Origin of the sequence: Streptomyces sp. NPDC059852 (genome assembly GCF_042731455.1) — a bacterium.
In the GTDB taxonomy this organism is placed as follows: Bacteria; Actinomycetota; Actinomycetes; order Streptomycetales; family Streptomycetaceae; genus Streptomyces.
On the sequence record NZ_JBHWJK010000017.1, the window covers coordinates 94,824 to 112,963 of the forward strand.

Annotated in this window: 19 protein-coding genes; 3 read left to right on the forward strand and 16 right to left on the reverse strand. The window is 72.8% G+C overall.

The window, feature by feature from the left end; translation table 11 throughout:
- Nucleotides 1–3 precede the first annotated feature (3 nt).
- From ACFV46_RS22065 to ACFV46_RS22130, 14 genes are all read right to left on the reverse strand, one after another.
- Complete coding sequence (locus tag ACFV46_RS22065) at nt 4–897, reverse strand: ABC transporter permease (RefSeq protein WP_385499335.1); 894 nt, start codon at nt 895–897, stop codon at nt 4–6.
- The gene (locus tag ACFV46_RS22070) at nt 884–1,672 is read right to left on the reverse strand and encodes an ABC transporter ATP-binding protein (protein WP_361932415.1); all 789 of its coding nucleotides are present in this window, start codon (nt 1,670–1,672) and stop codon (nt 884–886) included. Before ACFV46_RS22070 ends, ACFV46_RS22065 begins: the two co-directional genes overlap by 14 nt.
- A gap of 33 nt (nt 1,673–1,705) precedes the next feature.
- Nucleotides 1,706–2,818 (reverse strand): aliphatic sulfonate ABC transporter substrate-binding protein, encoded by a 1,113-nt coding sequence (locus tag ACFV46_RS22075; protein WP_385499336.1) that lies wholly within the window; start codon nt 2,816–2,818, stop codon nt 1,706–1,708.
- A gap of 1 nt (nt 2,819) precedes the next feature.
- Nucleotides 2,820–4,154, reverse strand: a complete 1,335-nt coding sequence (locus tag ACFV46_RS22080) for a sulfate adenylyltransferase subunit 1 (RefSeq protein ID WP_385499337.1) — start codon at nt 4,152–4,154, stop codon at nt 2,820–2,822.
- Between the two features lie 2 nt (nt 4,155–4,156).
- Complete coding sequence (cysD, locus tag ACFV46_RS22085) at nt 4,157–5,095, reverse strand: sulfate adenylyltransferase subunit CysD (RefSeq protein WP_361932411.1); 939 nt, start codon at nt 5,093–5,095, stop codon at nt 4,157–4,159.
- Nucleotides 5,092–5,628, reverse strand: a complete 537-nt coding sequence (gene cysC / locus ACFV46_RS22090) for an adenylyl-sulfate kinase (RefSeq protein ID WP_385499338.1) — start codon at nt 5,626–5,628, stop codon at nt 5,092–5,094. Before cysC ends, cysD begins: the two co-directional genes overlap by 4 nt.
- A gap of 26 nt (nt 5,629–5,654) precedes the next feature.
- Nucleotides 5,655–6,362: a phosphoadenylyl-sulfate reductase gene (locus ACFV46_RS22095; RefSeq protein ID WP_361932407.1), complete on the reverse strand. Its 708-nt coding sequence runs from the start codon at nt 6,360–6,362 to the stop codon at nt 5,655–5,657.
- Nucleotides 6,359–6,538 carry a hypothetical protein gene (locus ACFV46_RS22100; protein ID WP_361932405.1) on the reverse strand — a complete coding sequence of 60 codons (180 nt, stop codon included), beginning with the start codon at nt 6,536–6,538 and terminating at the stop codon, nt 6,359–6,361. Before ACFV46_RS22100 ends, ACFV46_RS22095 begins: the two co-directional genes overlap by 4 nt.
- Complete coding sequence (locus ACFV46_RS22105; RefSeq protein ID WP_361932401.1) at nt 6,535–8,235, reverse strand: nitrite/sulfite reductase; 1,701 nt, start codon at nt 8,233–8,235, stop codon at nt 6,535–6,537. The genes ACFV46_RS22100 and ACFV46_RS22105 overlap by 4 nt, the downstream gene beginning before the upstream one ends.
- Before the next feature lie 130 nt (nt 8,236–8,365).
- Nucleotides 8,366–8,449: a putative leader peptide gene (locus ACFV46_RS22110; RefSeq protein WP_351391960.1), complete on the reverse strand. Its 84-nt coding sequence runs from the start codon at nt 8,447–8,449 to the stop codon at nt 8,366–8,368.
- A gap of 126 nt (nt 8,450–8,575) precedes the next feature.
- Nucleotides 8,576–9,148 (reverse strand): GNAT family N-acetyltransferase, encoded by a 573-nt coding sequence (locus ACFV46_RS22115; protein ID WP_385499341.1) that lies wholly within the window; start codon nt 9,146–9,148, stop codon nt 8,576–8,578.
- Nucleotides 9,149–9,215: 67 nt separating this feature from the next.
- Entirely contained in the window at nt 9,216–10,496 is a 1,281-nt protein-coding gene (locus ACFV46_RS22120) for a hypothetical protein (protein ID WP_361932395.1), read from the reverse strand.
- A gap of 150 nt (nt 10,497–10,646) precedes the next feature.
- Nucleotides 10,647–11,939 carry a GAF domain-containing protein gene (locus ACFV46_RS22125; protein ID WP_361932393.1) on the reverse strand — a complete coding sequence of 431 codons (1,293 nt, stop codon included), beginning with the start codon at nt 11,937–11,939 and terminating at the stop codon, nt 10,647–10,649.
- A gap of 263 nt (nt 11,940–12,202) precedes the next feature.
- Nucleotides 12,203–13,837 (reverse strand): acyl-CoA dehydrogenase family protein, encoded by a 1,635-nt coding sequence (locus ACFV46_RS22130; RefSeq protein ID WP_385499342.1) that lies wholly within the window; start codon nt 13,835–13,837, stop codon nt 12,203–12,205.
- 113 nt (nt 13,838–13,950) lie between these two features.
- On the opposite strand from ACFV46_RS22130, the gene ACFV46_RS22135 reads away from it, so the two are divergent.
- Nucleotides 13,951–15,099, forward strand: coding sequence for a YihY/virulence factor BrkB family protein (locus ACFV46_RS22135; RefSeq protein WP_361932387.1), 1,149 nt, complete (start codon nt 13,951–13,953; stop codon nt 15,097–15,099).
- Nucleotides 15,100–15,114: 15 nt separating this feature from the next.
- Here ACFV46_RS22135 and ACFV46_RS22140 read toward each other — a convergent pair whose 3' ends face one another.
- Nucleotides 15,115–15,966, reverse strand: a complete 852-nt coding sequence (locus ACFV46_RS22140) for an NmrA family transcriptional regulator (protein WP_385499344.1) — start codon at nt 15,964–15,966, stop codon at nt 15,115–15,117.
- Between the two features lie 80 nt (nt 15,967–16,046).
- Between ACFV46_RS22140 and ACFV46_RS22145 the strand changes: the two genes are divergently transcribed.
- The gene (locus ACFV46_RS22145) at nt 16,047–17,006 is read left to right on the forward strand and encodes a cupin domain-containing protein (RefSeq protein ID WP_385499346.1); all 960 of its coding nucleotides are present in this window, start codon (nt 16,047–16,049) and stop codon (nt 17,004–17,006) included.
- The gene (locus ACFV46_RS22150; RefSeq protein ID WP_385499347.1) at nt 16,999–17,682 is read left to right on the forward strand and encodes a helix-turn-helix domain-containing protein; all 684 of its coding nucleotides are present in this window, start codon (nt 16,999–17,001) and stop codon (nt 17,680–17,682) included. Before ACFV46_RS22145 ends, ACFV46_RS22150 begins: the two co-directional genes overlap by 8 nt.
- On the opposite strand, the gene ACFV46_RS22155 is transcribed toward ACFV46_RS22150, so the two are convergent.
- Nucleotides 17,668–18,066 (reverse strand): VOC family protein, encoded by a 399-nt coding sequence (locus tag ACFV46_RS22155; RefSeq protein WP_385499348.1) that lies wholly within the window; start codon nt 18,064–18,066, stop codon nt 17,668–17,670. The two genes, ACFV46_RS22150 and ACFV46_RS22155, sit on opposite strands and share 15 nt — an antisense overlap.
- Nucleotides 18,067–18,140: the final 74 nt, after the last annotated feature.

Genomic DNA, 18,140 nt, shown 5'->3' on the forward strand with positions numbered 1-18,140 from the left:
GGTTCAGCTCCTTGCCAGCAGACCGCGACCGCGCAGCACCCGGCGCTCCAGCGGACTGAAGATCAGCAGGTCGATGGCGATGCCGACGACCAGGATGAGCAGGATGGCGAAGAAGACCATGGGCATGGAGCTGGTGTTGCGGCCGTTCTCCAGGAGCTGGCCGAGGCCCACGCCCAGATCGGGGGAGGAGGCGATGATCTCCGCGGCCATCAGGGACCGCCAGGAGAACGCCCAGCCCTGCTTCAGCCCCGCCAGGTAGCCGGGCAGCGCCGCCGGCATCACCACGTGCCAGGTGCCCTTCAGGCCCGTCGCACCGAGTGTGCGGCCGGCCCGCAGGAACAGCGGCGGCACCTGGTCGACGCCCGACACCAGCCCGTTGGCGATCGAGGGCACCGCGCCCAGCAGGATCACCGCGAACATCATCCGGTCGTTCAGACCGAGCCAGATCACGGCGGGCGGCACCCAGGCCACGGACGGCAGCGACTGCAGCCCGGACAGGATCGGGCCGATCGCGGCCCGCACGAACCGCACCCGGGCGACGATCAGCCCGAGCGGCGTGCCGATCGCGAGCGCCAGCAGGAAGCCGAGCAGACCACGCGAGACCGACGTCCAGATGTACTGGTGGAGGGTCCCCTCCAGCCACGACTCGCGCAGCTCGTCCCACACGGCGGACGGCGGCGGCAGCTTGGTCGGGTCGTCGGCGATCCCGGACGACACCAGGAACTGCCAGAACGCCAGCACCAGCAGGACGGCGACGACCGGCGGCAGGACCTTCTGCGTGAGGGTCCTCCGCAACGGCGTACGGCCGCTGTCCACCGTCTCCAGGGCGTCCAGACCCGCCTCGAGCCCGGCGAGATCGGTGCCGTCCTTCGCGGCGGTCGTCTCAGTGCTGGCCATGGCGGCGGATCTCCCCACGCAGTTCTTCGGTGATCTCCCGGGACAGCTCGGCGACCTCGGCGTCCTCGATGCGGCGCGGCTGCGGGATGCCGACCGTCCACTCCCGGGCCACCCGGCCCGGACGGGAGGACAGCAGCACGACCCGCTGGGCCAGCCGCACGGCCTCGCGGACGTTGTGCGTCACGAACAGCACGGACACACCGGTCTCCCGCCAGATACGGGTGAGCTCGTCGTGGAGCACGTCCCGGGTGATGGCGTCCAGGGCGGCGAACGGCTCGTCCATGAGCAGGAGCCGGCTGTCCTGGGCCAGCGCTCGTGCCATGGCGACGCGCTGGCGCATACCGCCGGACAGCTCGTGCACCCGCTTGCCGTACGCGCCCTTGAGCCGCACCAGCTCCAGCAGCTCCTCGGCGCGCTCACGCCGCTGCGCCTTGGCCACACCCCGGAGCTTCAACGCGAGTTCGATGTTCTTGCCCGCCGTCAGCCAGGGGAACAGGGCGTGTTCCTGGAACATGAGGGCGGGGCGGCCGTCGGTGGTGATGCTGCCCGCGCTGGGCCGGTCGAGGCCGGCGACCAGGTTGAGCAGGGTGGACTTGCCGCAGCCGGAGGCTCCGAGAAGCGTGACGAACTCGCCGGGGGCGACGTCGAGGGTGATGTCGTCGAGGACGAGCTGCTGCCCGGCCGGGCCGGCGAAGGACTTCGAGACGTGCTCGATCCGTGCGGCGTGCCCGACGGACGCGTCCGTGCCGGCGGCCGTGGCGAGGGCGGTGGCCATGGTCGTCACCTCCTGGGAACTCGATGGATGGGCTTACTCGGCGCCGAGACCGGCGTCGTCGACCGCGGGAGCGCCCTCGGCCTTCAGGATCTTGTTCAGCGGGCCCAGGTCGTAGATGCCGGTCAGGTCGGGCGACCCGAGCAGACCCGCCTGGACCGCGTGACCGGCCTGGGTGCGCAGGGTCGCCGCCAGCGGGTCGTCGGTGACCGCGAGGGACCGCCACGCCGGATCGAGCACCGCGGCGGGCAGCGGCTTGCCGGTGTCGGCCTCCAGCTGGGCGTTGGCCGCGGCCTTCGCCCGCCCCTCGTGGGCGGTGATCCAGCGGTTCGCCTTCACGGACGCCCGCAGGACCGCCTCGACGGCCTTCGGGTGCTCCTTCAGGAAGCGCTGCGACACGACGACGTTCGTGATCACGAACTTCTCGCCGGGCCACAGGCTCGACTCGTCCAGGAGCACCTTGCCGCCCTCGGCGACCAGCTTCGAGGCGGTCGGCTCGGGCACCCACGCACCGTCGATCGAACCGGACCTGTAGGCGTCCGGGGTGATCTTGTTGTCGGTGCGGACGACGGACACGTCACCCTTGCCGCTCTCGGCGTCGACCTTCCAGCCCTGGTCCTCGGCCCAGTGGAGGAACGCCACGTCCTGGGTGTTGCCGAGTTGCGGGGTGGCGATCTTCTTGCCCTTGACGTCCTTCAGGGACGTGATCTTCTTCGGGTCGACGACGAGCTTGACGCCGCCCGACGCCGAACCGGACACGATCCGCAGGTTCGTGCCCCGCGCCTTGACGTACCCGTTGACGGCGGGGGAGGGGCCGATCCAGCCGATGTCGATCGAGCCGGAGTTCAGCGCCTCGATCTCCGACGGACCGGCGTTGAACGTGGCGTACTCCGCCCGGGTGCCGCCCAGCTCCTTCTGGAACAGGCCCTCGTGCCGGCCGACCAGGGCCGTGGCGTGGGTCAGGTTCCCGAAGTAGCCGATGCGCACCGAGTCCAGGCCGTCCACCTTGGGCGCCCCGGCGACGGCGTGCTCGCCGGAGTCCTCGGCCCGCGAGCCGTAGCCGCACGCCGCGAGGGCGAGCAGCGGCAGCGCGGCCAGGACGGCGAGCGTCCGGCGCGGGGCGCGGCGGGCGGACACGGAACGTGTCACGTCAGAAATCCCACCCGTCGTCCTCGGGCTCCTCCTTGACCGGCTCCGGGGAGGCGAAGGACTCGCCGACCATGCCCGCGGTGAGCGTGGTGCCGTCGCTCGGGTCGATCAGGATGAACGAGCCCGTGCGGCGGGAGTCGGCGTAGGAGTCCACCGGCAGCGGCTCGGCGGTGCGCACCTTGACGCGGCCGATGTCGTTGGCGACGAGCTGCCCGGGGTGCGGGTGCAGGGACAGGTCGGAGAGCGTGAGCCGGGACGGGATGTCCTTGACGATCGCCTTGACGGTCCGGGTGCCGTGCTTGAGCAGCACCCGGTGGCCGACGGTCAGCGGGGCGTCGGCGACATGGCAGACCGTGGCCTCGATGTCCTGCGAGGTCGGGGGCGCGTCCGCGGTCGGCACGATCAGGTCGCCGCGCGAGACGTCGATGTTGTCCTCCAGCAGGACGGTCACCGACTGCGTGGTCCAGGCGACGTCGACGGGCTCGCCCAGCAGGTCGATCCCCGAGATCCGCGAGGTGCGCCCGGACGGCAGCACGGTCACCGGCTCGCCGACCCGGAACGAACCGGCGGCGATCTGTCCGGCGTACCCCCGGTAGTCGGGGTGCTCGGCGCTCTGCGGGCGGATCACGTACTGCACGGGCAGCCGGGCGTGGCAGTGGCTCAGGTCGTGGCTGACCGGGACCGTCTCCAGGTGCTCCAGGAACGTCGGCCCGCCGTACCAGTCCATGTGCGCGGACGGGTCCACCACGTTGTCGCCGGCCAGCGCCGAGATCGGGATGGCGGTGATCTCCGGGACGCCCAGCTCCAGCGCGTACGCCGTGAACTCCTCGGCGATCGCGGCGAACACGGACTCCCGGTAGTCCACCAGGTCCATCTTGTTCACGGCGAGCACCACGTGCGGGACGCGCAGCAGGGCGGCGATGGCCGCGTGGCGCCGGGTCTGCTCGACGACGCCGTTGCGGGCGTCGACCAGGATCACCGTCAGCTCGGCGGTGGAGGCACCGGTCACCATGTTCCGGGTGTACTGCACATGGCCCGGGGTGTCGGCGAGGATGAACCGGCGGCGCGGCGTGGCGAAGTAACGGTACGCCACGTCGATGGTGATGCCCTGCTCGCGCTCGGCGCGCAGGCCGTCGGTGAGCAGCGCGAGGTCGGGGGTGTCCTGGCCGCGGTTGCGGGAGGCGTGCTCGACGGCCTCCAGCTGGTCGGCGAGCACCGACTTGGAGTCGTGCAGCAGCCGCCCGACCAGCGTGGACTTGCCGTCGTCGACGGAGCCGGCGGTGGCGAACCGCAGCAGGGTGGTGGCCGAGAGTTCCTCGGTCGTCGTGGTGCTCATGCTTAGAAGTACCCCTCGCGCTTGCGGTCTTCCATCGCGGCCTCGGAGAGCTTGTCGTCGGCGCGGGTGGCGCCGCGCTCGGTCAGCCGGGACGCGGCGATCTCGGTGATGACCTGCTCCAGGCTCACCGCGTCGGACTCCACGGCCCCGGTGCAGGACATGTCGCCGACCGTGCGGTAGCGCACGAGGCGCTTCTCGACGGTCTCCTCGTCCTTCGGGCCGCCCCACTCGCCGGCCGTCAGCCACATGCCGTTGCGCAGGAACACCTCGCGCTCGTGCGCGAAGTAGATCTGCGGCAGCTCGATGCCCTCGCGGGCGATGTACTGCCAGACGTCCAGCTCGGTCCAGTTGGACAGCGGGAAGACCCGGACGTGCTCGCCGGGGGCGTGCCGCCCGTTGTACAGGTTCCACAGCTCGGGGCGCTGGCGGCGCGGGTCCCACTGGGAGAACTCGTCGCGGAGGCTGAACACCCGCTCCTTCGCGCGGGCCTTCTCCTCGTCGCGGCGTCCGCCGCCGAACACCGCGTCGAACTTCTCCGCCTGGATCTTCTCCGTCAGCGGCAGCGTCTGCAGCGGGTTGCGGGTGCCGTCCGGGCGCTCCTTGAGCACCCCCCGGTCGATGTAGTCCTGCACGGAGGCGACGTGCAGCCGCAGCCGGTGCCTGTCGACCGTGCGGTCCCGGTACTCGATGACCTCCGGGAAGTTGTGGCCCGTGTCCACGTGCAGCAGTGAGAACGGCACCGGCGCGGGCGCGAACGCCTTCAGCGCCAGATGCAGCATGACGATGGAGTCCTTGCCGCCGGAGAACAGGATCACCGGCCGCTCGAACTCGCCTGCCACCTCACGGAAGATGTGGACCGCCTCGGACTCCAGGGCGTCCAGGTGCGACAGGGCGTACGGGCTGTCCGTACCCTCCTGCGGCGTCGCGACGGTCGTCGTCATGCCAGTCCCCTTTCGGTGAGCAGGGCGTACACGGACGCCGCGGACTCCTGCACGGTCTGGTGCTGCGACTCGATCCGCAGATCCGGCGCCTCGGGCTCCTCGTACGGGTCGTCGACGCCGGTGAGCCCGCTCAGCTCACCGGCGGCCTGCTTGGCGTACAGACCCTTCACATCGCGGACGGAGCACACGTCGACCGGTGTGGCCACGTGCACCTCCAGATAGGGCGCCCCGCTCTCCTGGTGGCGCTTGCGGACCGCCTCGCGGCTGTCGGCGTAGGGCGCGATCACCGGGACGAGCGTCGTGACGCCGTTGCGGGCGAGCAGTTCGGCGACGAAGCCGATGCGCTGCACGTTGGCGTGCCGGTCCTCGCGGCTGAAGCCGAGGCCCGCCGAGATGAACTCGCGGATCTCGTCGCCGTCGAGGACCTCGACCCGGTGGCCCTCGGCGCGCAGCCGGCCGGCCAGTTCATGGGCGATGGTGGTCTTGCCGGCGCTCGGCAGACCCGTGAGCCAGACGGTGGCTCCGGTCGTCACGTGGTTCTCCTGAGTCTGGGGGGTCGTCATCCGTGCAGTCCGCACTCGGTCTTGGCGCGGCCCGCCCAGCGGCCGGCGCGCGCGTCCTCGCCCGCGAGGACCCGGCGGGTGCACGGGGCGCAGCCGACGGAGGCGTAGCCGTCCATGAGCAGCGGGTTGGTCAGCACGCCGTGTTCGGCGACGTAGGCGTCGACGTCGTCCTGGGTCCAGCGGGCGATGGGGGAGACCTTGACCTTGCGCCGCTTCTCGTCCCAGCCGACCACCGGCGTGTTCGCCCGGGTCGGGGACTCGTCGCGGCGCAGCCCGGTCGCCCAGGCCAGGTAGCCGGTCAGGCCCCGCTCCAGCGGCTCGACCTTGCGCAGGGCGCAGCACAGGTCGGGGTCCCGGTCGTGCAGCTTCGGGCCGTACTCGGCGTCCTGCTCGGCGACCGTCTGCCGGGGGGTGAGGGTGATGACGTTGACGTCCATCACGGCCTCGACGGCGTCCCGGGTGCCGATGGTCTCCTCGAAGTGGTAGCCGGTGTCCAGGAACACCACGTCGACGCCGGGCATCGCACGGGAGGCGAGGTGGGCGACGACCGCGTCCTCCATCGAGGAGGTCACACAGAACCGCTCACCGAAGGTGCCGGCCGCCCACTGGAGGATCTCCAGCGCGGAGGCGTCCTCCAGGTCCCGGCCCGCCTGCTCGGCGAGCGCGCGCAGCTCGTCCGTCGTGCGTTCGTGAGTCGCCGTCATATCTCGTCTCCCCCCGTCTCGTTGTGCCGAAGGCCCTGTGCGAGCAGGCCGAGGAACTTCAGCCGGAAGGCGCGGTTGCACGCGGCGCACTCCCAGGCGCCGTGGCCCTCCTCGCTCGGGCGCAGGTCCTCGTCGCCGCAGTAGGGGCAGTAGAAGGGCGCGGCCCGCTCGCTCATGACAGGGCCTCCTCCGAGGCGCGCGCGGCCCAGGACGCGAACCGCTCGCCGTCCTCGCGCTCCGCCTGGAACCGCTTGAGGACCCGCTCGACGTAGTCGGGCAGCTCGTCGGAGGTGACCTTCAGACCGCGGACCTTGCGGCCGAACCCGGCCTCCAGGCCGAGCGCGCCGCCGAGGTGCACCTGGTATCCCTCCACCTGCTCGCCCCGGTCGTTGAGGACCAGCTGCCCCTTGAGACCGATGTCCGCCACCTGGATACGGGCGCAGGCGTTCGGGCAGCCGTTGAGGTTGATGGTCAGCGGCTCCTCGAAGTCCGGCAGGCGGCGCTCCAGTTCGTCGATCAGCTGGGAGCCGCGCTGCTTGGTCTCGACGATCGCGAGCTTGCAGAACTCGATGCCGGTGCAGGCCATCGTGCCGCGCCGGAAGGTGGAAGGACGCGCGGTCAGGTCCAGCGCCTCCAGGCCCTCGACCAGCGAGTCGACCTGGTCCTGCTCGACGTCGAGGACGATCATCTTCTGCTCGACGGTGGTGCGCACCCGGCCCGAGCCATGCGCCTCGGCCAGGTCGGCGATCTTCGTGAGCGTGGCGCCGTCGACGCGTCCCACGCGCGGGGCGAAGCCGACGTAGAAGCGGCCGTCCCGCTGCCGGTGCACGCCGATGTGGTCGCGCCACTGCTGGACGGGCTGCTCGGGTGCGGGCCCGTCGATCAGCTTGCGCCCGCCCAGGTACTCGTCCTCCAGGACCTGGCGGAACTTCTCCGCGCCCCAGTCGGCGACGAGGAACTTCAGCCGGGCCCGGTTGCGCAGCCGGCGGTAGCCGTAGTCACGGAAGATCGAGATGACGCCCTCGTAGACGTCCGGCACCTCGTCGATCGGCACCCAGGCGCCGAGCCGCACACCCAGCTTGGGGTTGGTGGACAGGCCGCCGCCGACCCAGAGGTCGAAGCCGGGGCCGTGCTCGGGGTGCTGTACGCCGACGAACGCGACGTCGTTGATCTCGTGCACCACGTCGAGGAGCGGCGATCCCGAGATGGCCGTCTTGAACTTGCGGGGGAGGTTGGAGTAGGCCGGGTTGTTCAGGACCCGGCGCTTCATCTCCTCCAGCGCGGGGGTGGCGTCGATGATCTCGTCCTCGGCGATCCCGGCGACCGGCGAGCCGATCATCACGCGCGGGGTGTCGCCGCAGGCCGTGACCGTGGACAGCCCCACGCCCTCCAGCCGCTCCCAGATCGCGGGCACGTCCTCGATCCGGATCCAGTGGTACTGGACGTTCTGCCGGTCGGTGATGTCCGCGGTCCCGCGCGCGTACTCCTGCGAGACCTCGCCGATCACCCGCAGCTGCTGCGTGGTCAGCGCACCGCCGTCGATGCGGACGCGCAGCATGAAGTAGGAGTCGTCCAGCTCCTCCGGCTCCAGGACGGCCGTCTTGCCGCCGTCGATGCCGGGCTTGCGCTGGGTGTAGAGCCCCCACCAGCGCATCCGTCCACGCAGGTCGTTGGGGTCGATGGAGTCGAAGCCGCGCTTGGAGTAGATCGTCTCAATGCGTGTCCGCACATTGAGACCGTCGTCGTCCTTCTTGAACTGCTCGTTGCCGTTCAGCGGGGTGTGGTGGCCCACGGCCCACTGACCCTCACCGCGGTGACGGCTCACCTTGCGGCGCGGAGTCGCGGCGGCAGGCTTCTGCGGGGTGGCGGCCATGGTTGATACGTCCTTCGGGACAGGCGGGAATGCGGCTTTGACCTGCGCATACGGGCGCACGGGCAGAGGTGCGCGGCATCGCGCGGGACGGAAGCGTGGAGAAAGAGAGGTGTCGGGCGCTTGAGGGCGGTCAGCGCACCGGACAGATGGCGCTGGACATGCGGCCCAGGTCGACGTGCCGCCGACTCACCAAGGCAATTCCAGTTCCAGGCATGACGGAAGCGTGGCACGGCGATCTGAGACCAGTCCAGCTTCGTCCGAGATGCGGACACCCTTGTCCCGTAGAGTGAGACAAGGGTGTCGTGGGTCACAAGGCCCGAGGGGACCGGTTCCGGCCAGGTCAGCCAGGGTACGCACCGGGCCACGGCCCGGGCGTCGCCACCTCGGCCTCCTCCTCGACCTTCGTGTCGAACAGCGTGAAGCCCCGGCGCTGGTAGTTGGCCATCGCGTGCTCCCCGTCCTTGCTGCAGGTGTGCAGCCACACCCGCTTGGTCGGCGGCAGCTCCGGCCACCGCTCGGCCAGGTCCCAGGCGCGGGCGGTGCCGTACGACAGCAGATGGCCGCCGATCCGCCGCCCGCGGAACGCCGGGATCAGGCCGAAGTAGACGATCTCCACGACCCCGCCGTCCTGCGCCTCGAGCTCCACATAGCCCGCCGGTGTCCCGCGGTCGTACGCCACCCACGTCTCGACGCCCGGACGGGCCAGCTGCTCCTGCCAGCGCGTGTAGCTCCAGCCGAGCCGGTCCACCCAGCGGATGTCCCCGCCGACGGACGCGTACAGGAAACGGCTGAACTCGGGCGAGGGGACCTCGGCGCGGACGACCCGTACGTCCCCGTCCGGCGCGGGGGCCGGGAGGAGGTCGGTGGGGGCGGTCTGTTCCAGGGACCAGGTGGTCACGGTGATGCTGGGCATGCCGTCAGGCAATCATCCCGACGGCGGATCTGTCGATCGGCCCCTGTTCCCGGACCGGGGCCGCCCCTCAGTCCAGGGCGGCGTCGATCGACCGCAGCGGCACCGCGAACAGCGTCCGGCCGGACTGGGACCACACCTCGCCGGTCGCCTCCCAGTACGACAGGGAACCGGCTCCCATGCCCCAGCACCGCGGGGCGCCCTCCGTGCCGCACCGCGTCGCCTCGGCCCCGTCGGTGTCCTGACGCCACAGGCTGCCGTGCCGGTCCGTACGGGCCGGGGCGCGCCCCACGTACCAGCCGGCCCCGTCCGTCCCCGGTGCCCGGCGCGACAGGACGCCCTCGACGCCGGACGCCTCCGTCTCGTACGCCTCGACCGCCCGGGCCGCCCCGGTGCCGTCCGTGGCCAGCAGACCGGTGCGGGCCGGGTCCTTGCTGAACGCGTACCGCCACAGCCGGGCGTGCCCGTCGCCGTCCGCCGCGGTCCACTCGCTCGCGACCAGGCTGTCCGGCGCCGTGCTGCGGTCCAGCGACACCGCCCCCAGCCGGGGCGCGTCCCGGCCGGTCAGCCGGTACGAGCCGACGGCCGGCAGCACGAAATCGAGGCCGTGCGCCGACCAGCCCGAGCCGACCCGGCCCACGGCGGCGCTGTCGACCGTCGTGCGCTGGACGCGGTCCAGGTCGTACACGTACAGCCCGTCGCCCGCGGTCACGAGCAGCTTGTCCTGGTACCAGACCATGCCGGTCAGACGGGAGGTCATCGGGCGGTAGTCCCGTCCGCCGTCCACCGGGACGACGAGCAGCACCGAGGTGTACAGCAGCTGGTCCATGTCGGTGGCGTCCACGAACGACACCCGGGCCAGCGAACCGCCGCCCTGGCTCCAGCCGGACAGGATCACCCGGTGGTCGTTCCACCAGCCGTCGTCGTCGGCGTCGCCCGAGGTGGTCACCGCGCCGGCGCGCCAGGACCGGGTGTCCCCGGCGTCCCAGCAGTACGCGCGGGTGGCCGCCGGGGCGACCGGCAGCCCCGTACGCTCCGCGGCCGTGCACCCGTCCGCGTCCCGCAGCGTGTGCTGGGCGCTTTCCAGAACGGCGCCCACCCCGACCGGCCTCCCCATCGCGGAGGACAGCCTGTCGAGCGTCGCCTCGGGGACGAGGTGCTCGCGCAGCCGCAGCGCGTCCGTCCCGGCGGCCCCCGCGAGCGGCTTCAACGCCCCCGGATCGTCACCCACCGTGGCCTGCGAGGCGCTGATCATCGTGGCGGCGGCGGTGAGGGCCAGGGCGGTTCCGGCGAGGAACGCGCGCAGCGCACGGCCCTGCTTGCGTCGACGGTGTCTGCCGCGGTGCTTCATCAAACCTCCCGAGGCGAGCCAACTGCGCCCATCGGTCCGAGCGTTGACCAAAGGAGCAGGTGGGGCGGCCCGTACCAGGGATGCTACGGCAGGAAGGCACGCTCGGGGACGAAGACCCTGCAAATATGCGGAAGAAGGTTCCGAGCCGGGTCATCCCGACCGCGATCCTGCCTCGCGCACCCGCGCGATCCCGGGTGCCGTCGAATGCGGCAGCAGGGCGCCCGGGTCCCGCGGCAGCACCACCTCGACCTCGGCGTCCTCCCGGAAGCGGTACGGCCGGTGCTCCAGATGCGCTCCGAGATAGCGGCGCACCCGCGACATCTCGGCACGCACCGTCACCGTGCGCCGCGCGTCCCCGAACATGTCCTCCGCCAGGCGCGCCGCGCTGCGCCCGCCCCGGTCCATCGCCAGCAGGCACAGCAACTCGGCGTGCCGGGGACTCAGTTCGTGACTCCACGTCCCGGCACCCCCGGACACCGTCACCGACCAGCGCCGCGGCTCGCCCAGGTCCAGCGTGATCCGGGTCGCGCCGGGCGCCCCGGGTTCGTCGCAGGCCCGCAGCAGCCAGCCCCCGGCCAGCGGCTCCATCGTGCACAGCCCGAGCGGCGGCAGCCATCTGCGGCCCGGCACCGGCGACTTGGGCAGCGCGACCCGGTGCACGTACGGCATCCCGGTCACCGCCGCCGTCCAGCCGTCCCGGTCCACGACGACGGCCCGCCCGGTCAGCCGGGCCAGCGCCGGCGCCGCCACCGCCCGCAGCCGCTCCAGCGAGGCCGTGTGCAGCTCCCGCAGCCGGGCCTCGGCCAGCTTGGCCACGGAGTCGACCCAGGCGAGCGTCGCCGGATGCATCGTCTCCAGCGGCCCGCTCACGTCCACCACACCGATCAGCCGGCCGTCCCGCGGGTCCGTGATGGGCGCGCCCGTGCACGTCCACGAGGTCTGCGAGCGCTGGAAGTGCTCGGCGGCGAAGACCTGCACGGGCCGGCGCACCACCGCCGGGGTGCCCACGCCGTTCGTGCCGACGACGCTCTCCCGCCAGTCCGCGCCGAGTTCGAAGCCGAGGCCGTCGGCCTTCCGCAGCACCGAGGGGCTGCCCTCCCGCCACAGCACCCGGCCCTCGTCGTCGGCGACGACCATGATGTGGTGGGCGACGTCCGCGACCGACAGCAGGCCCTCGCGCAGCACCGGCAGCACATGCCGCAGCGCGGTCTCCTCCCGGCGCCGCTGCACCTCCTCCCGGGAGAGCAGGCCCGCGCGGACGTCGTGGTCCGGGTCCACACCGCTGCGCAGCATGCGTTCCCAGGACTGCTCGATCACCGGGCGCGGCGCCACGGGCGCGCGCTGCCCGGAGAGCGTGGCGGCGCGGACGTCGCTGAGCACGCGCGCGGCGCGTGCCGAGTCCACGGCGGCCAGCTGCGTCACGTCCGTCGGCGAGAGCGCCAAGGGTCCTCCCGGCAGAAGAGGTCTCAACCTGACTGTGCGTCTCATTGTGTGCGTCTCATAGTGCCGCTCCGGCGCACCCGGAGGGACACGGTCCGCACACAGACGCCAACAAGTTGCAACCCCTTGCAACCCTGGTGGACGGCTCTGGCCTGATCGAGACTTGAGCGACGCCGTCCCGAGCGGCGTCCGCCGCCTCGAACGGGTCGGCAGCGGGGGTGGTGCCGTGTCGGCGCAGCACCACCCCCGCCTCCCGTTCCCGCAGGTCAGAAGGATGGACGCGCCCGCTCCACCAGCGCGGCCCGCGCCAGGCTGTGCGGCAGCGTCCCGAACGCGCCGCCCGCGTCGCCGCCGAGCCGCGACGCGCAGAACGCGTCGGCGACGTCCGATGGCGCGAAACGCACCAGCAGCGACCCCTGGAGCACCAGCGCGAGCCGCTCGGTCACGCGCCGGGCACGCGCCTCGACGCCCTCCAGATCGGCCAGTTCCGTCAACAGCGCCCTGATCGCCGCGTCCAGCCGGTGATCGGCGCCCCGGGCCAGGCCGACCTCCCGCAGATACGCGTCCAGCGCCGCGGGCTCCCGCCGCAGCACCCGCAGCACGTCCAGCGCCTGGACGTTGCCCGCGCCCTCCCAGATCGAGTTCAGCGGCGACTCGCGCACCAGCCGCGGCAGCTGCGACTCCTCGACGTACCCGTTGCCGCCCAGGCACTCCGCCGCCTCCACGGCGACCGGCGCGCACCGCTTGGTCACCCAGTACTTGGCGGCCGGCACGGCGATCCGCAGCAGCGCCCGCTCCTGCTCGCCCCCGTCGTCGTACCCGGCCGCCAGCCGCAGGGCGAGCGTGGTCGCCGCCTCCGACTCGACGGCCAGATCGGCCAGGACGTTGCGCATGAGCGGCTGGTCGGCCAGCTTCGCGCCGAACGCCTCACGGTGGGCGCAGTGGTGGACCGCCTGCGCCACCGCCTGCCGCATCAGCCCGGCCGAGCCGAGCACACAGTCCAGGCGGGTCGCCGCGACCATCCCGATGATGGTGCGCACCCCGCGCCCCTCCTCGCCGACCCGGCGCGCCCACGTCCCGTCGAACTCGACCTCGGCGGACGCGTTGGACCGGTTGCCCAGCTTGTCCTTGAGCCGCTGGAGGAGGAACACGTTGCGGCCGCCGTCCTGGAGCACCCGGGGCACCAGGAAGCACGTCAGCCCGCCGGGAGCCTGCGCGAGCACCAGGAACGCGTCGGACATCGGCGCCGAGCAGAACCACTTGTGGCCGGTCAGCGCGTAGGTGCCGGACTCGCCGAGCGGCACCGCCCGCGTCGTGTTGGCGCGGACGTCGCTGCCGCCCTGCTTCTCCGTCATGCCCATCCCGAACAGCACGCCCGCCTTGCCCGCCGCCGGCCGCAGCCCGCGGTCGTACACGACGGACGTCAGCCGCGGCTCCCACTCGGCGGCGAGGGCGGGGTCGGTGCGCAGGGCGGGGACCGCCGCATGGGTCATCGACAGCGGACAGGTGTTGCCCGCCTCCACCTGCGTCCACAGCATGAACGCCGCCGCCCGCCGCACATGCCCGGCGGGCCGCGTCCACGCCGCCGTCAGCCCCGCGGAGACGCCCTTGCCGAGCAGCCGGTGCCAGGACGGATGGAAGTCGACCTCGTCGACACGACGGCCGTAGCGGTCGTGGGTCCGCAGCCGCGGAGGGTTCTCGTTCGCCAGCACCCCCCACTCCTGCACCTGCGCCGATCCGCACGTCCGTCCCAGCGCCGAGAGCTCCCCGGCGACCTCGTCGCGCAGAGCGGGCGGCAGATGCCGTTCGACGGCCGAGACCAGGGCCCGGTCGGTGGTGTAGGCGTCGTACCCGGTCAGGGGCGGGGGCTGGTTGGTCACGCTGTGAGTGCTGCCTGCCATGCCGGTGAACCTATCCCTCCCGGGCGCCGTGCTCCCCAGCCTGACACGGCCGGCCGCTATCCGTGGCGGGCGCCCCGATGAGAGCGCCCGCGCGTGGCGGATACCTTTGGTTCGTGCAGCCAGCAAGTGAATCCCCCGAGCAGCCCTCCGGCCGTCTCCACCGGGCGCGTGCCCTCTACCGGAACGTCTCGAAGCGCAGGACCGCCTGGCTGCTGCTGAAGGACACGGTCAACTCCTGCATCGAGTACCGCATCCTGGGGCTCGCGGCGGAGGCGGCGTTCTTCACGCTGCTGTCCGTCCCGCCGCTGCTGCTCAGCCTCATCGGCCTCCTCGGCTACGTCGACGACTGGACCGGCACCGACACCATCACCAGTCTGGAGACCAACCTCCTGGAGGCGTCCCGCACCGTCCTGTCCGACAAGGGCGTCCGCCAGATCGCCCAGCCGATCCTGGACGACGTGATGAAGGGCGGCCGCCCCGACGTGATCTCGGTCGGCTTCCTGTTCGCCCTGTGGTCCGGGTCGCGCGCGGTGAACGTCTTCATAGACACGATCACCGTCATGTACGGCCTCGACGGGGTGCGCGGCATCGTCAAGACCCGCCTCGTGGCGTTCCTGCTGTTCCTCGCCGCCCTGCTGATCGGCTCGGTGGCGCTGCCGCTGATGGTGGCGGGCCCGGACGCCGTCGTACGGATCCTGCCCTGGTCGGAGACCGTGGTGCAGGTGCTGTACTGGCCCGTCGTCATCGTCCTGTCGGTCGCGTTCCTGACGACGCTGTACCACGTGTCCGTGCCCGTGCGCTCCCCCTGGATCGAGGACGTGCCCGGCGCCCTGGTCGCCCTCGCGATGTGGGTGCTCGGCAGCTTCCTGCTGCGCATCTACCTCACCAGCACCATCGAGGGCGCCACGATCTACGGCTCCCTCGCGGCGGCCGTCGCCGTCCTGCTGTGGATCGGCGTGTCCGCGTTCGCGGTGCTCGTCGGGGCCGCGGTGAACGCCGCGATCGACCGGGTCTGGCCGGCCGCCGCGACCGCCGCGGCCCGCGAGGCCAACGAGCGGGTGCGCGAGGCCCAGGTCGCCGAGTACGTGGCGCGCGCCGCCGCCGGTCTGGAGACGGACCCCGACGACCCGGACATGCCGTCCGAGTTCCCCGAGCGCTGGTCCCGCTTCCTGCCCCCGGAGGACGTCACCTCACGGCTGCGGACCCACGTCAAGAACCCGCACCACCCTCACCACCCGCACAAGAAGAACGGCGACTCCTGACGCCGGAGGGCGGGCTCAGATCCTCCACACGCCCGCCGCCGCGGCCTCCCGCACGAACGAGGAGAAGTCACGCGGGGCGCGTCCCAGCACCTCGCGCACATCGTCCGTGAGATGCGCGTTTCGGCCGTCCAGCAGCGTCTCGAAGACGTCCACCAGCAGCGCCGCCTCCTCCACCGGCACCCCGAACCCGGTGAGCGCCCGACCATAGGCCCGCGCGGGCACCGGCGTGTACACGACCGGGCGGCCCGCCGCCGCGGAGATCTCCGCGACCGCCTCCCGCCAGGCGAGCAGCCGCGGCCCGGTCAGCCGCAGCGTCCGCCCCGCGTACCGGACGCCGTCCGCCAGCACCGCCGTCACCACGTCCGCGATGTCCCGGACGTCGACGAACGGCTCGCGCACCTCACCGGCGGGGAACACCAGCTCCCCGTGGGCGATCCCCTCCACCAGCGGCCCCTCGCTGAAGTTCTGCGCGAACCACGCGGCCCGTACGACCGTCCAGTCCGCTCCGGACGCCTTCAGCGCCTCCTCCGCCGGCAGCGCCTGGTCCTCACCGCGGGCCGACAGCAGCACCAGCCGCCGCACCCCCAGCCCCACCGCCTGGAGCGCCAGCGCGCCGACGCCCTTGGCCGCCGCCGGGTCGCCGATGTCGGTCGGGTACATCAGATACGCCGCGTCCGCGCCCCGCAGGGTCCCCTCCCACGTCGAGCGGTCCGCCCAGTCGAAGCCCGTCGCGCGGGACGCCGCCCGGACCGTGAACCCCGCCGCGCCCGCCGCGCGGGCCACCCGGCTCCCGGTGCGTCCCGACGCCCCGGTCACCACCACCGTCGTCCCGTTCCCGCCCGTCGTGTTCCGCTCAGTTCGTGTCATGCCCCCAGTCAACGGCCGCGCGGTCCGGCCGCCCATCGCCGAGCGGCTCCCTCGCATACGCGGGCGTCTACCCTGACGGCATGGACGCCCTCGCCGGTCTGCTCGACGGCCCGCGCGCACGCGGTGCCTTCCTGATCCGCGCGTGCTTCGACCCGCCCTGGTCCGTCCGAGTCGAGGACCGCGCCCCGCTCACCGTCATGGTCATGGTCCGCGGCACGGCCTGGGTGACGCCCGACCGGGGCGAGCCGGTCCGGCTGCGTGCCGGCGACCTCGCGATCGCCCGCGGCCCCGACCCCTACACCTGCGCCGACGACCCGGACACCGCACCGCAGGCGCTGATCCTGCCCGGCGCCGAGTGCCGGTACCCCGACGGGCGGTCCCTCAACGGCTCGATGGACCTGGGCGTCCGCACCTGGGGCGACCGGCCCGACGGCTCGGCCGTCCTGCTGATCGGCACCTATCTCCGGCAGGGCGAGATCAGCGGGCGGCTGCTGAACTGCCTGCCCCCGGTGCTGTCCCTGCCCGCCGACGTGTGGGACCACCCGCTCACCCCCTACCTGATGACGGAGATCGCCCGGGACGCACCCGGCCAGGAGGTCGTCCTGGACCGGCTGCTCGACCTGCTGGTCATCGCCGCGCTCCGCACCTGGTTCGCCCGGCCCGAGGCCGAACCCCCGGCCTGGTACCGGGCGCTGGCCGACCCGGTCGTCGGACGGGCGCTGCGACTCCTCCAGGACGACCCCGCCCACCCGTGGACCGTCGCCTCGCTGGCCGCGAAGGCCGGGGTGTCCCGGGCCGCGCTGTCACGGCGGTTCACCGACCTGGTGGGGGAGGCGCCGATGACGTACCTCACGGGATGGCGGCTGGCGCTCGCGGCGGACGCCCTGCGCGACACCGACGACACCCTCGAGGCCATCGCACGGCGCGTCGGCTACGGCAGCCCCTTCGCGCTGTCCAGCGCCTTCAAGCGGGTGTACGGGGTGAGCCCGCAGGAGCACCGGCGGCGCCCGGCCACGGCCCGGGAGGACGCCCGTGTATGAGGAGCGGCCGTCCCGGCTGCCGGGGGCCGTCGTCTGGACGAACACCCCGGACGCGTCCGACAGCGGGCGGGTCCTGCCCGACGGCTGCATGGACCTGCTGTGGCACGAGGGACGCCTGCTGGTGGCCGGGCCCGACACCCGCGCCCAGGTCACCGAGGGCACGGCGGGCGTCTGGAGCGGCGTCCGGTTCTTCCCCGGGACAGCGCCCGCCTTCCTGGGCGTCCCCGCGCACGAACTGCGCGACCGGCGCGTCGACCTCACCGACCTGTGGCCGGCCCCCCGGGTGCGCAGGCTCGGCGCCCGCGTCGGGGCCGCCGCCGACCCCCGGACCGCCCTGGAGGACACCGCCCTCGCCCTGGCCGCCCGGGCACAGCCGCCCGACCCGCTGCTGAGGCATCTCGTCACCGCCCTCGACGCCGGCCGCCCCGTCGCCGCCGTCGCCGACGAACTGGAGCTGGGTGCCCGGCAGTTGCACCGCCGCTCCCTGGCCGCCTTCGGATACGGCCCGAAGACGCTGGCCCGCGTCCTGCGTCTCCAGCGTGCCCTGCGGCTGGCCCGCGCCGGCGTGCCCTTCGCGGAGACAGCCGCCCGCGCCGGCTTCGCCGACCAGGCCCATCTCGCGCGTGACGTCAAGGACTTGACGGGCGTCCCGCTCGGCGCGCTACTCCGCCGCTAGCGGCGCGAACAGGTCGACGCCGTTGCCGTCCGGGTCCTGGACGACGGCGTAGCGCTGTCCCCAGAAGGCGTCCCACGGCTTGAGTGCGCCGTGGTACCCGGCGCCCACCAGTTCCTCGTACACCGCGTCGACCTCGGCCGGGCCGTCGCACCGCAGCGCCAGCGCCGCCCGGCCGCCCCCGGCGGGCGGCCGCCACTCCGGGTGGAACGACCGGATCGTGTCCTCGGTGTCGAGCAGCAGCCGTACCCCGCCGGGCGGAGCGGCCTCGGCGTGCGGCTCGCTCTCGGAGCCCTCGGGGAAGGTGAACCCGAGACGCCGGTAGAAGGCGACGGAGGCGGCCATGTCGGAGACGACCAGGCCGACGGCATCGAATCGTGGAGTCATACGGTCACCGTAGGAGCCGGGGCAGGGCCCGTCTTGAAGGAAACGGACACCGTGGCGGGGGCCGCGACGCGCGC

What these genes read in the sequence shown, in the direction of transcription:
- ACFV46_RS22065 (WP_385499335.1), bottom strand. Translation starts at nt 897, where the DNA reads ATGGCCAGCACTGAGACGACCGCCGCGAAGGACGGCACCGATCTCGCC.
- ACFV46_RS22070 (WP_361932415.1), bottom strand. Translation starts at nt 1,672, where the DNA reads ATGGCCACCGCCCTCGCCACGGCCGCCGGCACGGACGCGTCCGTCGGG.
- ACFV46_RS22080 (WP_385499337.1), bottom strand. Translation starts at nt 4,154, where the DNA reads ATGAGCACCACGACGACCGAGGAACTCTCGGCCACCACCCTGCTGCGG.
- cysD (WP_361932411.1), bottom strand. Translation starts at nt 5,095, where the DNA reads ATGACGACGACCGTCGCGACGCCGCAGGAGGGTACGGACAGCCCGTAC.
- ACFV46_RS22095 (WP_361932407.1), bottom strand. Translation starts at nt 6,362, where the DNA reads ATGACGGCGACTCACGAACGCACGACGGACGAGCTGCGCGCGCTCGCC.
- ACFV46_RS22100 (WP_361932405.1), bottom strand. Translation starts at nt 6,538, where the DNA reads ATGAGCGAGCGGGCCGCGCCCTTCTACTGCCCCTACTGCGGCGACGAG.
- ACFV46_RS22105 (WP_361932401.1), bottom strand. Translation starts at nt 8,235, where the DNA reads ATGGCCGCCACCCCGCAGAAGCCTGCCGCCGCGACTCCGCGCCGCAAG.
- ACFV46_RS22110 (WP_351391960.1), bottom strand. Translation starts at nt 8,449, where the DNA reads ATGCCTGGAACTGGAATTGCCTTGGTGAGTCGGCGGCACGTCGACCTG.
- ACFV46_RS22115 (WP_385499341.1), bottom strand. Translation starts at nt 9,148, where the DNA reads ATGCCCAGCATCACCGTGACCACCTGGTCCCTGGAACAGACCGCCCCC.
- ACFV46_RS22120 (WP_361932395.1), bottom strand. Translation starts at nt 10,496, where the DNA reads ATGAAGCACCGCGGCAGACACCGTCGACGCAAGCAGGGCCGTGCGCTG.
- ACFV46_RS22130 (WP_385499342.1), bottom strand. Translation starts at nt 13,837, where the DNA reads ATGGCAGGCAGCACTCACAGCGTGACCAACCAGCCCCCGCCCCTGACC.
- ACFV46_RS22140 (WP_385499344.1), bottom strand. Translation starts at nt 15,966, where the DNA reads ATGACACGAACTGAGCGGAACACGACGGGCGGGAACGGGACGACGGTG.
- ACFV46_RS22145 (WP_385499346.1), top strand. Translation starts at nt 16,047, where the DNA reads ATGGACGCCCTCGCCGGTCTGCTCGACGGCCCGCGCGCACGCGGTGCC.
- ACFV46_RS22155 (WP_385499348.1), bottom strand. Translation starts at nt 18,066, where the DNA reads ATGACTCCACGATTCGATGCCGTCGGCCTGGTCGTCTCCGACATGGCC.